This window comes from Cruoricaptor ignavus (assembly GCF_900141665.1).
Taxonomy (GTDB): Bacteria; Bacteroidota; Bacteroidia; order Flavobacteriales; family Weeksellaceae; genus Cruoricaptor; species Cruoricaptor ignavus.
The window spans coordinates 90421-104487 of the sequence record NZ_FQYI01000001.1; the positions used below are offsets into that span (position 1 = coordinate 90421).

Sequence of the window (14067 nt, forward strand, 5' to 3'; positions counted from 1 at the left end):
TTCTGAATGACAAAATATTATGTCAATGTTTTGATGAGTTTTATTTTCAGACTAAAACATTGCCAAATCGCGGGGGGTTTCAGCGTCAGTGAAAACGGTAGGCGGCTTCATTCAGAGTATTGTTTTTCAGGAAATTTTCATACTCTTCAGAAAATATTTTCCTGTTGTAAGGGGACTTGCCGCTTTGCGAGCCCAGCCGTACTTTTTGCTTTCCATATTTGTTATTCATCCTGTCCATAGCCTTCATCACCGGGCGGTGCACCTCCTCCCAGTCCTGTTCGAAGAGGCTTGTAATCCGCTCGTTTTCCGGGACGAAATCTGAGACGATAACGCCCGCTTTTTTATACATAAAGCCTTCTGCAAAAATTTCGGAAAAGATTTCTCCGGCGGCCTTTGCAAGAGTGATGGCGCTGTTGGTGGGGTTATTCAGGCGAAGCGTTCTGCCGTTCTGGTAGACGCCGAGCTCCGGGCGGAAGCGGTTGGTCTTTATAAATACCGTAATCTCCCGGCAGCAGCTGTTTTGCCGGCGGAGTTTTTCTGCGCAGATAAAGGCAAATGTCTTTATGCGCTCGGCCAGCTCCTCCGGCTCGCTTATCATTTCCATAAAGCTCCGGGTGGTGGCTATGGATTTCTTTTTCGCGGGGTCATCCAGCTCCAGCTGCCGCTCTCCGCGCAGTTCCCGCACCATCCTTATCCCGTGGATTCCCATCACGCTGCGCACCCAAGGCTCCGGTTTCTGCAGCAGGTCAAACGCTGTGCGCACGCCGGAATCCTGCATTTTCACGGCAAGCCTGCGCCCTATGCCCCAGACATCCTCTATCGCCAGCCATTTCAGTGCTTTCTCTATTTTCTCGGCGCCTTCCATTTGATATATGCCGCCAAATTCGGCAGGAAATTTCTTGGCAATGCGGTTCGCCACCTTTGCCAGGGTTTTCGTAGGCGCGATGCCGATCCCCGTGGGGATTTTGGTCTTCAGAAGAATTTCTTCACGAATATTGAGGCAGATCTTGTGCAGATCGAAGAACCTGCGGTAGGAATTCAGATCCAGAAAAACCTCATCGATGCTGTATATCTCGCAATCCGGAACGAGGCGCGAAATAATGTCGGAAACCTGCTGGCTTTTATGGTTATAGATTTCAAATTTTGCGGAAAGAACCTTTACCCCGTTCCGCTCCATCATTTTTTTATACTGAAAATACGGCGCCCCCATCGGTATCCCTAGCTGCTTAGCCTCATCGCTGCGGGAAATCACGCAGCCATCGTTGTTGGAAAGCACCACCACGGGCTTCCCGATGAGGGTTTCATCGAGGCATCTCTCACAACTTACGAAGAAATTATTGCAGTCTATGAGCGCGAACATGATTTTTTGTTTCCGTACAAAATTAATCCACGGAAGGGCTTCCTGCAATTTTATTGCACAGAAATTTCAGCTTGATTTTTTTAAAAAAAATCCGCCCGATAATTTCAGGCGGAAATCTCTTAGGGGGCTTTAAAAAAATTATTTCTTCAGCAGCTTATGAGCCCTGCCGTTTACATTCAGAATATATGTACCTTTCGGCAGCGCGGAAACATCCAGCGTGTTTTTCCCGGCGTTCAAACCGTGCTTCTTCAGTAGCCTGCCTTCCATCGAATAAACTTCCGCGATGCCACTCTCATTCGAAGCAACCGTCACAAAATCTTTTGCAGGATTTGGGTAGACCGCGAAAGCGTCTTTTTTAACTTCAACGGCATCCAGCGAAGTTTCCACCACCACTTTTTTAAGTGTGTACTGGGTATATGGGCTCTTGTTCCAAGTGCTGCCAGGATAGTTCGGTGGGTTTGGGGAAGCCTGAGGCTGTGGGCTCATAAAAACTACAGCCTGGCCAGTGCCATCAACTCCTTCCAGAAACCACCCACCACCAAAAGAACTCGTATAATACAGCTTCACCTGAAAAATACCACCATTCGCCTGACCGCCGAACTCAAAATAATTGCTGCCGTCCGCCTGCGTTTTGGTTTTAGCCATCTTAAAAGTATGGTCTTTAGAATTTTTATTCAATGTAATTTCCACGGTTTGAGCCTGTGAAATTACCAGCCCAAAAACCAGCGCAAAAAGAAATATCAGCTTTTTCATCATTTTACAATTTTATTGTTTTACAATTTTCTTCGTGGAAACTCCGCTTGCCGTTTTCACTTTCACAAGATAAACACCTTTCGAAAGCCCACTAACATTCAGCTGCGCTTTTCCGTCAGAAGTTTTCTGAGACTTTACCGCTTTTCCATCCATAGTGAATAGCTGAACTTCAGCAGCTTTTTCCGCAGTGTGGACGAAAAGCACATCTTTCACAGGGTTAGGATAGATTTCCGCACGAACTTCGGAAGCCTTGCTAACGCCAAGGTTCACGCCTTTTTTCACCACAAAATCGCCAGCAGCAGTTTGCCACATCGCACCGTCAGTTGGTGGGTATGGCGTATTCTCCGTGCTTACAAAAGCGATCACATTAAAACTTCCGCTCGGAGGCACAGCGATGCCGCCAAAAGCCCACGCGTTTTCCTGGCCATCCCAGCCCATCTGCATAAACATAAAGGTGTAATCATCTACCTGACCATTAAATTCGTACAGCGGCTTCCCGTCTTTCTCGCCGGTTTTTGCCATTTCAATCGTGTAGTCCTTCTGTGGATCTGCCGTTGTATCGGTCAGCGTCATCAGCATATTCTGTGCGCTCATCATTGCCGCCACCCCGAAAATCATCAGCAGGGCTGCCAGCTTTTTGTAAAGGTTTTTCATAAAAGTTATCTGTTTTAAATGTTAATCCTTGATGAGTTTCTGTACGGAAGTGCCTTCTGCCGAAGTAATTTTCATAAGATACAATCCACGGGAAAGCTTGCTTACATCCACCCTGTTCTCGCCGGCTGCCAGGCTTTCCGTGCGTACGAGCCTTCCCTCCAGGGTGTAAATGCCGAGCTTGGCGTCCTGCGCATTTTTTGCATCCACGGTTACGAAATTTTTTGCAGGGTTGGGATAAATTCTGGCCGCAGCTTCCTTGTTTAAATTTTCGCCGGTGCCCAGCTTGTTCATCACTATCCTCTTCACGAGCTGATTTCCAAAATCCACCACCAGGATGTTCCCGTCTGCCTCTACGGCTACGGCGCAGGGATAGCTAAAACCCTCGCCCAGCACCTCTATATTGGTACCGTCTGCATTCATACGCTTTACCTGGGAGTTGAAGGTATCCGCTACGATGATCCTGCCATCGGGCTGAACCGCCACGCCATACGGATACTGGAAGCCATCTCCCACCTTCCTCATACCGGAGCCGTCTTCATTCATCCGGAGGATCTCGCTGCCGCCCATATTGCAAACCAGGATTTTCCCGTCCTTTTCTACAGCCGTTTTTCTCGGGATAAAGAATTGATCCTGAAGAATTTGGATGTTACTTCCATCCACATTCATCCGCTTCACTTGGGTGTTGAAGTTATCAGTTACAAGCAGCCTGTTCTGCGCATCCACCGTCATCGAATACGGGTTGGAAAATCCTGAACCGATGGCCTGGATGTTCGTCCCGTCGGCATTCATCACTTTCACGGCATTGCCGTTAAAATCTGCCACGGCTATTTTGTCATTCTTCGTGTAGGCCACATCCCAAGGATTTTTGAAGCCAGCGCCCACCGGTGCAATATTATTTCCATCGGCATCCATCCGAAGAATACCAAGTTCCTGATCCGCGATGAGAATCTTGCCGTCTGACTGAACCGATACGCCCACCGGCATGCTGTACCCGGAGCCTATGACCTCTACCGTCTGCGCTTTAGCCTGGATTGAGAATAAAGCAACGGCTGCTAACAAACTGTAAATTTTCTTCATTTTTAAAAAATTTGATTGATATTCATTCAGCGAAATTATAAAAATAATATTAATATGCAATAGTAAAAAAAAACAATCTTTATGAAAAAAAAACGACGCACTCGCCCGTAAGATAAAATTTTCGTATATTTGCAGACTATCTTTTTGGGGTTGACTGGTTTCGACAGCAGGACCAATGGGTAAGTAAGCACGCAGAGAACCGCAGCGCGATCTCTTTAATCCCTTGCTGCAAATATTAACTGGCAACGAAGAGTTTGCTCTTGCTGCTTAATCTGAAGCACAGTAGGATAAGCGTTTTCCCGAAGCACAGTAAGGAAACAGGATGTCTCGCCACAGTTCTTTTCTGCGACGGTGGGCTCTGAGGCATAGGAAAGCGGAAATAAGCTGCCGGAGGTTTCGGCCGGCAGACGAAAATCGAAGAAAATAAGCGCAGTGTTGGCGGTCTATTGTCTGCACTTCGTCGAAAAATAAGAATAGACTAAGCGTGTAGAAAGCTTGCGTATTGCCTGTTTGGACGAGGGTTCGAATCCCTCCAACTCCACAATAACCACGATGAATACGGGGTTTAACTGGTGTCAGGGATTAAATCAGGGGCTAATATGATTGGTTCCTGATTTTTTCGTCCACAAAAAAACTATATTACGAATTTCAGACTCTCTCATATTTTGCTTTCACGATAGGGCTGTAAAGTTTATCGATTTTCTCCATCACTGAAAGCCTAGAATGGTCATCTCCGTAGTACAATAATTTTTCTTCAGCGTCATACTTTCGGATTTCAGTCATTAATAATGCTTTTTCAGTCTCAGCTGCATCATCTAGCTTCCTGATTTCTATTGCTCTCATTTCATTAACAAGCATCAATGCCGTGTCCAGCATCATCGGAAATTTTATCTCTTCGTTCATTTTTTGTTTTTTCAAATTTAAGAATTATATTATTTGCAAAACGACCACATTATTAAAAAAACGATAGTAAAATAACGGGAATCTTATCGATATAAAAGCGGCAATAATGCTTCCCATAAGTGATAATGCCTGGCACTGGTGGTGCAAATGATTGCTCAAGTGGAATTTCTACATTACTCAAGCTGCTCAGAGTTTCCTGCTATTGATTTCCGAAAATTATTTAAACACTGTCCAACTTCAGAATTTTTCTCAGTAAACTTGAAAATTAAACATTCAAGTTGTCCAAGCCGAATTAATTCTCTCGATTTATTTTAAGTTTATTCCATAGACTAACCAATTTCTTAAACTTTAAATTGTAAATCCTGATAAATCGGAATATAATTTACGCACAATAAATTGAACTCTAAAATGCAACCATTCAGTAAAAATTTTAAATTCACGATGACGGTTCTTTCTGTTTTTACAATGCTCATCACTTCTGTAATGGACTTGAATGAAACACATATGACCAATCCTTTATGGCCGCCTCACGCAAGATTTCACTGGGCTGCGCAGTATTTTTCTACACTTGTGATCTCAATTTTAATTGTAGTCGGCATCTGGAGCAATTATCGAGAAAAAGGAACCAAGCTATCTGTATTAATAATAGGTCTGAGCCTTTTAGGCTTCTGGGGAATGTTCATCCCTGCACTGCTGATGCCGGGCACGAGCACCGCACCGGACGGATTTATTGTCCCTGAAAATTTCCCGAAGATTTTTACCATTATCCATCCGAATTTCATTATATCAGTGATAATTACTTTTATCTGCATATTCACAATTATTTTTTTAGTCGCAAAAATTTAGAATCATTCTCACATTCAGGTGCTTAAGTTTCCATAACTTTGCCCTGCAATGCGGAAGTTTATCGCCATATTTTTCCTGTCGGTTTACCTGCTTGCCTTCACGGAAGCAAGGCAACTGCTGAAGCTGCCCGACCTTGTAGGGCACTACATCACGCACAAGCACGAAGATCCGGGCACATCTTTCTACTCGTTCCTCAGGATGCACTACCTGGAAAGCCACGGGAAAAATACCGACCCTGAAAACCATACCAAGCTTCCCTTCAAAGTGCACGACCTGGCTTTCGCACCGGCTTCCATCATTCCGCCGGCGAAGGCATTCAGCCTGCTGCCAAAGCCCGTCATTCCGCAGGACAGGAGTTACAGCATCTTCTACATCGAGCCGTTTTCCGATGAATACCTCTCGTCCGTTTTCAGGCCGCCAAGCATCGGCTGATTTCTTTTTTCCATTCTGCAATATTTTCAGTGATAAAACGCGCTGAACCCTGAACTGATAAGCCTTTTGGTAAATCATCATTGCATTGCAGAATTTTTTCCCAAACTAAAAATTTTTCTGGTTTTTTAATCACTATCGTCAATAAAAATTTCGATAGAATGAATGTGTTTCTGAAATTAATCACAGTAAATAATCAGCGGTTTTCCTTTTGAAATCTTCAGATTATTTTCAAGAAAAAACCAACTGTTTAAAAGAAATCTTATGCTCAATAAAATCATTGAATTTTCCATAAAAAATAAATTCATCATCATCCTGATGACTTTGGGCCTAATATCGTTCGGCATTTACGAAACCACAAAATTGCCCATCGATGCAGTGCCCGACATCACGGACAATCAGGTGCAAATCATCACCGTTTCGCCAAGTCTTGGCGCGCCAGATGTAGAGCGCTTCATCACCTTCCCGCTGGAACAGGCGAACAACAACATCGAAGGCATAAAGGAAATGCGCAGTTTTTCGCGCTTCGGTTTGTCGGTCATTACCATCGTTTTTGATGAAAAAATAAATGTTCACCTTGCAAGGCAGCAGGTTGCAGAACGGTTGCAGCAGGTTTCCACGGAAATTCCGCAAAATCTCGGAACGCCTACAATGGCACCGATTTCCACAGGCCTCGGCGAAATTTACCAATACATCATCCGCCCAAAAAAAGGCTACGAGCACCGCTACAACGCTATGGAACTGCGCACCATACAGGATTGGATTGTGCGGCGGCAATTGCTGGGCACCGAAGGTGTAGCCGATGTGGCAAGTTTCGGCGGAGATTTAAAACAGTATGAAGTCGCTGTAAATCCTGCATCGCTGAAAGCAATGGGCGTCACGATTTCGGAAGTGTTCGATGCACTTTCTGCCAACAACCAAAACACGGGCGGTGCCTATATTGAAAAGGCTGCCAGTGTGCTATTCATCCGAACGGAAGGCCTGCTTGCCAACATTCAGGATATTGAAAATACCGTCATCAAAAACCTGGACGACGGCACGCCGATTTACATCAAAAACATCGGCAAAGTGCAGCTGGGAAAGGCGGTGCGCTACGGTGCGATGACCTATAACGGTGAAGGTGAAGTGGCTGGCGCTGTGGTGATGATGATGAAGGGCGCGAACTCAAACCAGGTGATAGCCGATGTGAAAGCGCGCATTGCAGAAATTCAGAAAACGCTGCCGGAAGGCGTAATCATCGAGCCGTTTCTCGACCGCACAAAAATGGTGAACAACGCCATCAGCACCGTGAAGAAAAACCTGATGGAAGGTGCGCTGATTGTAGTCTTCGTGCTGGTGCTGTTTCTCGGGAATTTCCGCGCCGGTTTTCTCGTGGCATCCGTCATTCCGCTGTCGATGCTGTTTGCCATTATTATGATGAACCTCTTCGGTGTCTCGGGCAATCTGATGAGCCTCGGTGCGCTGGATTTTGGGCTGATAGTGGATGGCGCCGTGATCATCGTAGAAGCCGTGCTGCACAGGTTCCACCAAATTCCTGGCATCACGCAGCAGAAAATTTCGCAGAAAACAATGGACAGGGAGGTGCAGGCTTCCGCTTCGAAAATGATGAATTCCGCAGTGTTCGGGCAAATGATCATCCTGATAGTTTACCTGCCGATTCTTACGCTGGAAGGCATCGAAGGTAAGATGTTCAAGCCAATGGCGCAAACCGTAATCTTCGCACTGCTGGGCGCTTTCATCCTTTCGCTCACCTACATTCCGGTGATGAGCTCGCTGGTTTTGTCCAGGAAAATTTCCGGCAAAAAAACCATTTCCGATAAAATGATGGAAAAAGCGGAAAGCCTTTACGAGAAATGGCTGGCGAAGGTTTTGCAAGTTCCGAAGCTCGTATTTATCGGCGTTTCAATATTGTTCGGCATTTCCATTTTTGTAATGTCAAGGTTGGGCGGAGAATTTATCCCTACGCTTCCGGAAGGCGATTTTGCGGTGGATACCAGGGTTTTGCCGGGCAGCAATCTCAAAACTTCAACCGAAGCCGTTTTGCAGTCGCAGAAAGTTTTGCTGAAAAAATTTCCCGAGATTGAAAAAATCGTGGGCAAAACCGGAAGCTCAGAAATCCCTACCGATCCTATGCCCATCGATGCCAGCGATATGATGATCATCCTGAAACCGCGAAAGGAATGGACTTCCGCGAAAACTTACGATGAGCTTGCCGAGAAAATGACGGAAGAACTGCAGCGCAACATCATCGGCGTTACTTATTCCTTCCAATATCCGGTAAATATGCGCTTCAACGAGCTGATGAGCGGTGCAAGGCAAGATGTGGTGTGCAAGATTTTCGGCGAAGATCTGGATTCGCTGAAAGTTTATGCGGAAAAACTCGGCGAAATTTCCAAAAAAGTAAAAGGCGCACAAAATATTTTCGTAGAGCCAATTTCGGGAATTCCGCAGATTGTCATCACCTACAATCGTGCCGCGCTTTCGCAGTATGGTCTGAACCTTGGCGATGTGAACAACATTGTGAACACGGCTTTTGCTGGGCAGGCTGCAGGCTCGGTTTACGAAGGCGAGAAGAAATTTGATTTGGTGGTAAGGCTGGATGAAGAGCAGCGGCAGAACCTGGAAAATGTGAGCAACCTGCTGATTTCCACACCTTCCGGAATCGAAATTCCGCTGAGCGCCGTAGCACAGGTGGAGCTGAAGGAAAGCGTGAACCAGATTCAGCGGGAAAATGCGCAGCGCAGAATCATCGTGGGCTTCAATGTGCGCAACCGTGACATCCAATCCACCGTGGCAGATTTGCAGAAGGAAGTGGAGCAAAACCTGAAACTTCCTGCCGGATATTCCGTGAGTTACGGCGGCAGTTTCGAAAATCTGCAGCAGGCAAAGGCACGGCTTGGCATCGCAGTTCCGGTGAGTTTGCTGCTCATTTTGCTGATGCTGTATTTCGCCTTCCGCTCCGTGAAATACGGCCTGCTAATTTTCACGGCCATTCCGCTTTCTGCAATCGGCGGCATTTTTGCGCTGTGGCTTCGCGGAATGAATTTCAGCATTTCTGCAGGCGTAGGTTTCATCGCGCTTTTCGGCGTTGCGGTTTTGAACGGAATTGTCTTGGTGGCAGAATTTAACCGGCAGAAACAATTCCACAGCGATTTAAAATCCGTGGTAAAAGCCGGCGGAAACACAAGATTGAGACCGGTTTTGATGACCGCATTCGTAGCATCGCTCGGTTTTTTGCCGATGGCACTTTCGCAGGGTGAAGGTGCAGAGGTGCAAAGGCCTTTGGCCACGGTAGTTATCGGCGGTTTGATGCTTGCCACATTTCTCACGCTGTTTCTGCTGCCAATTATGTACATTTGGTTCGAGACGCATTTTCCCAACAAAGAACGGAAATCGGAAACCGAAGCCAACCAAGAATTAATTGTTTCACCAAACAACGAAATCGGATGAAAAATTTGTTCAAGAAATATGTTTTAGCCTTCATAATTTTAAATGCTCAGCAAGCGTTTTCGCAAATTCCCATTTCGCTGGAAACCGCTGTGGATAAGGCTTTTCAGAATAATCTCACTTTGCAGAACGGATTGTTGAGAATTGAGTATCAGGACAGAATCCGCAGTTCTTACCGTGAAATTGAGCCGCTACAAATTACCGCAGAATTAGGGCAGATGAATTCCATTTATTTTGACAACCGGTTTTCCGCCACGCAAACTTTCCGTCTGCCGAAATTCTACAACGCACAGAAAATGGTGCTGGAAGAAGAGTGGAAAAATGCAGGGATGCATCTCGAAATTCAGAAATGGCAGCTGAGAAAGGAGCTGGCGCTGATTTACAACAACCTGAATTACCTCGATGAAAAGGAAAAACTGCTGCAGCAAGCCGACAGCATTTACCGTAATTTTTTCCGAAACGCAGAACTCAGACTAAAAGCCGGCGAAAGCAGCATCCTGGAAAAAACCACGGCAGAAGCCTACCGCAGCGAAGCGCAAATGCAGCTAAACGGCATCAGGAAAGACAGGGAAATTCTTCTGTTTCAATTTAATAATCTGATCAACGGCTCGGAAAAATTCACGAATGAAAGCGGTAGTTTTTTCAGCCAGGACCTGATGCCGTTGCCGGAAAATTTTGGTGAAAATTCCTTTGTTTTGCGCCAGCTTCAGCAGCAGAAAAATATCGAAAACGCAAGATTGGAAGCCGAGAAAGCGAAACTTTTGCCGAGCTTCAGCATTGGCGTAAATTCGATGACGATGAAGGGTGCTGGTGCGGATAATAAGGAGTACGATTACTCGAAACGCTTTCACAGCGCGCAAATTGGCGTGGCGATTCCGCTGTTTACAGGTGCGCAGAAATCCGTGATTGAAGGCCAGAAAATCAACCAGCAAATTGCGGAAAATAACTATGCCATCGGGCTGAAACAGCTGCAAAACCAGTATGCGCAGAGCTTTGGCGAATTTGAAAAACTGAAATCGGAAGTGGATTATTACAAAACGGCGGGCATTGCCAATGCGGAAAAAATTCTGTTCACCGCCAATCTTCTGCTGAAGGAAGGCGAAACGGATTATCTGGAATATTCCATTTTGGTGAATCAGGCGCTGGAAATTAAAAACAAATACATCGATGCACAGAAGCTGCTCAACGAAAAAATCATCGAGCTGAATGCATTGCACAATCAATAAAAATTAACCATAAAATTTATGAAAATGAAAAATTTTATCATAGCGTTTCTTGCGTTGGCAACGCTTTTTTCCTGCAAGCAAACTGAGGAGAAAGCGCAGGAACAATCTGCCATTTCTTCAGATGGCAACCAAATAACGCTCACGGAATTGCAGAAGAAAAACGCCGGAATTGAAGTGGCAACGCTTGATAATCAGGACATTGCACACAAAATTCTGCTGAACGGTACGGTAGATGTGCCCCCGCAAGGTATGGCGAGCGTTTCGTCTCAGCTGGGCGGCATTGTGAAATCCGCAAATTTTCTTCCCGGCAATTTCGTAAAACGCGGGCAAACCCTTGCCGTAATTGAAAATCCTGAAATGGTGCAGATGCAGCAGGATTACCTTCAGGCGAAAGCCAATCATAACCTGGCAAGGCAGAATGCGGAACGCCAAAGCTACCTGAGCAAACATCAGGCGGTTTCTGCAAAACAGGCACAAATTGCGCAAACCGAAGCGCAGACGCAGAACATAGCGGTGCAGGGTTTGGCGGGAAGGCTCTCGGCAATTGGTGTGAATCCTAACAGCGTTTCTTCGGGAAGCATCCAAAGAACGATGGCGGTACGGTCGCCAATTTCTGGCTACATTTCTAAGGTGAACACGAATGTTGGGCAATATGCTGCGCCGGCAGAAATTCTGTTTGAAGTGGTGAACACCGAGCATCTGCAGCTGGCACTGAAAGTTTTTGAAAAAGATTTGAGCAAAATTTCCGTAGGACAGCGCATTTACGCCTTTACCAATGACAATCCTGAGAAAAAATATCCGGCGGAAATCAAGGTGATTTCCAAAGATTTCGATGCGGATAAAAGTGTGATGATTCACGCGCATTTTCTGGAAAAAGACCCGGCATTAATCCCCGGAACCTTTATGAATGCTGAGGTGGAAACCGATACGCGCCAGGGCCTTGCGGTGCCTGATGATGCGGTGGTAAGCTGGGAAGGAAGGCAGTATATCTTTGAAGAAGTGGCGCAGAATACATACCGGATGTTCCCGGTTTCCATCGGAAATTCTGAAAACGGTTTTACGCAGCTGGTGAATTTTGATGTGAATAATGCCTCGAAAAAGTTTGTAACGAAGGGCGCTTACCAACTTCTGATGGCGCTGAAAAATGAGGAAGAGTAAAGATTTTAAATATGAAAGAAAACAAGGATATCATGCTGGAAAATCATCTGGACAACCACTTCATCAACCGCACCAACTGGCTTCGTGCGGCGGTTTTAGGTGCGAACGATGCGATAATTTCCTTATCCAGTTTGGCAATTGGCGTTGCCGCTGCAAGCACGACCAGAGAGCCGATTCTGCTTGCCACTACAGCGGGTCTGGTGGCTGGTGTCATCTCGATGGCTGCTGGTGAATATGTGTCCGTAAGTTCGCAGACAGACATTGAAAAGGCCGACATTGAGCGCGAAAGGCAGGAGCTGCAGGAAATGCCCGCAGAAGAACTGGAAATGCTGACGCAGATTTACCAAAAGCGCGGACTGAAGCGGGAAATAGCGATGACGGTGGCAAGAGAGCTTACGGAAAAAAGATGCCTTGGCAGCGCACATCCGTGATGAACTGGGCATCACGGAAACCAGCCAGTCCAATCCTATGCAGGCGGCCTTTGCTTCCGGCGCAGCCTTTAGTTGCGGCGGCATTATGCCACTGCTCGTCACGCTTTTCGCACCGGTGCAAAGTATGGAATACTGGCTTTACGGCTTCACGATTTTATTCCTCATCATTCTCGGCGTGATTTCCGCGAAAACAGGCGGCTCAAGCGTTCCGAAGGCCATCATCCGCATCACGATTTGGGGAACGGTGGCGATGATTTTGTCTGCCTTGGTGGGCTATCTCTTTGGCGTGAATGTGAGTTGAGAGATTTATTCTGCAGCGGTGTAGGTCGTGAAATCAATCGGCACATTGTTCGTGTCCATTATCACGAAATGCCTTTCGCCCCAAGGTTCATCGCGGATGTCCAGATAGATTTCCACGCCTTTTTGCTTAAGCTCGTGGTAGTAGGCATCCACATCGTCCACCTCGATGTTCAGGTAAATGCCCTTGCCATCGTAGGCTGGGTGAAAAATCGGATCCTGGCTAGGGTGATTCGGCATCAGGAAACTGATTTCAGAGCGTCCGTTCGGCGTGCTCATCAGGATGAAAAAATCCGCCTCGTACACTACGGAAAAATTCAAAACTTCCGTGTAAAACATTTTCGATTCCTCTAAATTCTGCGTAATAATTCCCGGTTTCAGTTGCATTGTGGTAAAAATTTTATGGGTGATTTAATGCCGCAAAATTCAAAATATTCCCTCACCGGAAATTGTAAAAAACGGACATTCTTTTATTTTGAAAATGCTTCGCCCGGCGTGATGCCGTAAAAAGTTTTGAACTCTTTTATAAAATGCGCCTGGTCGTGGTAGCTTTCATCAAAAAATATATTCCTGCGCTGCAAACCAGAAGATGAAAGCTGCTGCCTGAGTATCGTTTGCAGCCGGACCACCTGACTGAAGATTTTCGGCGAAGCACCAATGTAATATTCAAAATACCGCCTCAGTTGCCGCTCGCTCAATCCGGTGTCAATGTCGCCAATTTTAATGTTGCCGCCGGATTTTAAAATCATGGCCAGTGCGTTGTAAAATCGCTGGTCTTCTACAAAATCAATATTCTGCAGTTTCTTTTTTAGAAAATCGTCAAGTGAATTTATGACCTTATCAGAATGCAATTCCGGTGGGATGTTTGAAATAAAAGTTGCGAAATCCGGAAGGATGTGCCGTAATTCCACTTCGGAATTATGCAGTTGCCTGGCATTAATCCGGAACATTTGCGAGAAAAAAGACGGCAGAAAGCGTATCCCGAAATACCGAAATTTTCTGCCTAAATTGAACTGCACAAACCTTCGGCAGAAGCCCATCGTGTAGCTTTCCGCAGGGTTTATCCTGTTGAAATACACATCGGTGCAGCCGTCGGCAACCACTCTGTACACATAATCCTCAGCAAGCGGTTTTTCCGAATAAAGTTCCCAATAGCAAAAGACGGCGTGCTGCAAATGCCTTGCAGGAGGGTACTCCTCATAAACAACGGCATCGTTGCTGCCGGAAACTGGCTGCTGCGGTGCATAGAAATTTCGGATGACAGAGAAGGTGTTCATAAAATTATCAGTGAAGGTAGGAAATTGCTGAGGAACGGAGCATAGATTGCCGTAAATTTAGCACTCCGAATTCTACCGAGATTTCAAGTAAAAGAATGCGCAGAAAAAGTTTCCGGAACAGGAACACCGCGTGACTTCATCAGCTTCAATACGGCGGAAATCAAGGTAATCCGATTTGATGAAGCGGCGGAGAACTGCAGCGAGATTAA

Annotated in this window: 13 protein-coding genes, 1 other RNA gene and 1 pseudogene; 7 read left to right on the plus strand and 8 right to left on the minus strand. The window is 46.0% G+C overall.

The window, feature by feature from the left end; all coding sequences use genetic code 11:
* Nucleotides 1-85: 85 nt before the first annotated feature.
* The 4 genes from BUB43_RS00400 to BUB43_RS00415 form a co-directional block, all read right to left on the minus strand.
* Nucleotides 86-1408 carry a Y-family DNA polymerase gene (locus tag BUB43_RS00400; RefSeq protein WP_260200429.1) on the minus strand — a complete coding sequence of 441 codons (1323 nt, stop codon included), beginning with the start codon at nt 1406-1408 and terminating at the stop codon, nt 86-88.
* A 90-nt stretch (nt 1409-1498) separates the two neighbouring features.
* Nucleotides 1499-2116, minus strand: coding sequence for a T9SS type A sorting domain-containing protein (locus BUB43_RS00405; protein WP_073177267.1), 618 nt, complete (start codon nt 2114-2116; stop codon nt 1499-1501).
* A gap of 9 nt (nt 2117-2125) precedes the next feature.
* Nucleotides 2126-2767: a T9SS type A sorting domain-containing protein gene (locus BUB43_RS00410; RefSeq protein WP_073177269.1), complete on the minus strand. Its 642-nt coding sequence runs from the start codon at nt 2765-2767 to the stop codon at nt 2126-2128.
* A gap of 21 nt (nt 2768-2788) precedes the next feature.
* Nucleotides 2789-3844: a T9SS type A sorting domain-containing protein gene (locus BUB43_RS00415; RefSeq protein ID WP_143154001.1), complete on the minus strand. Its 1056-nt coding sequence runs from the start codon at nt 3842-3844 to the stop codon at nt 2789-2791.
* 146 nt (nt 3845-3990) lie between these two features.
* On the opposite strand from BUB43_RS00415, the gene ssrA reads away from it, so the two are divergent.
* Nucleotides 3991-4388, plus strand: a transfer-messenger RNA (tmRNA) gene (ssrA, locus tag BUB43_RS00420).
* Between the two features lie 104 nt (nt 4389-4492).
* Here the strand turns inward: ssrA and BUB43_RS00425 are convergent.
* Nucleotides 4493-4747, minus strand: coding sequence for a hypothetical protein (locus BUB43_RS00425; protein ID WP_143154002.1), 255 nt, complete (start codon nt 4745-4747; stop codon nt 4493-4495).
* Nucleotides 4748-5188: 441 nt separating this feature from the next.
* On the opposite strand from BUB43_RS00425, the gene BUB43_RS00430 reads away from it, so the two are divergent.
* Complete coding sequence (locus tag BUB43_RS00430; protein WP_159430210.1) at nt 5189-5593, plus strand: DUF6640 family protein; 405 nt, start codon at nt 5189-5191, stop codon at nt 5591-5593.
* Nucleotides 5594-5641: 48 nt separating this feature from the next.
* Nucleotides 5642-6025: a hypothetical protein gene (locus BUB43_RS00435; RefSeq protein WP_073177274.1), complete on the plus strand. Its 384-nt coding sequence runs from the start codon at nt 5642-5644 to the stop codon at nt 6023-6025.
* On the opposite strand, the gene BUB43_RS11200 is transcribed toward BUB43_RS00435, so the two are convergent.
* Nucleotides 6003-6167, minus strand: a complete 165-nt coding sequence (locus tag BUB43_RS11200) for a hypothetical protein (RefSeq protein WP_159430211.1) — start codon at nt 6165-6167, stop codon at nt 6003-6005. The genes BUB43_RS00435 and BUB43_RS11200 overlap by 23 nt on opposite strands.
* 119 nt (nt 6168-6286) lie before the next feature.
* Here BUB43_RS11200 and BUB43_RS00445 point away from each other — a divergent pair, with 119 nt between their 5' ends.
* From BUB43_RS00445 to BUB43_RS00460, 4 genes and pseudogenes are all read left to right on the plus strand, one after another.
* On the plus strand, nt 6287-9472 hold the full coding sequence (locus BUB43_RS00445) for an efflux RND transporter permease subunit (RefSeq protein ID WP_073177277.1): 3186 nt from the start codon (nt 6287-6289) through the stop codon (nt 9470-9472).
* On the plus strand, nt 9469-10695 hold the full coding sequence (locus tag BUB43_RS00450) for a TolC family protein (RefSeq protein ID WP_073177279.1): 1227 nt from the start codon (nt 9469-9471) through the stop codon (nt 10693-10695). The genes BUB43_RS00445 and BUB43_RS00450 overlap by 4 nt, the downstream gene beginning before the upstream one ends.
* A gap of 24 nt (nt 10696-10719) precedes the next feature.
* Entirely contained in the window at nt 10720-11853 is a 1134-nt protein-coding gene (locus BUB43_RS00455; RefSeq protein WP_073177949.1) for an efflux RND transporter periplasmic adaptor subunit, read from the plus strand.
* Nucleotides 11854-11864: 11 nt separating this feature from the next.
* Nucleotides 11865-12585 (plus strand): annotated as a pseudogene (locus tag BUB43_RS00460) (VIT1/CCC1 transporter family protein).
* Nucleotides 12586-12590: 5 nt separating this feature from the next.
* Here BUB43_RS00460 and BUB43_RS00465 read toward each other — a convergent pair.
* Entirely contained in the window at nt 12591-12968 is a 378-nt protein-coding gene (locus BUB43_RS00465; RefSeq protein ID WP_073177280.1) for a VOC family protein, read from the minus strand.
* An 83-nt stretch (nt 12969-13051) separates the two neighbouring features.
* Nucleotides 13052-13858 carry a helix-turn-helix domain-containing protein gene (locus BUB43_RS00470; RefSeq protein ID WP_073177283.1) on the minus strand — a complete coding sequence of 269 codons (807 nt, stop codon included), beginning with the start codon at nt 13856-13858 and terminating at the stop codon, nt 13052-13054.
* Nucleotides 13859-14067 lie beyond the last annotated feature (209 nt).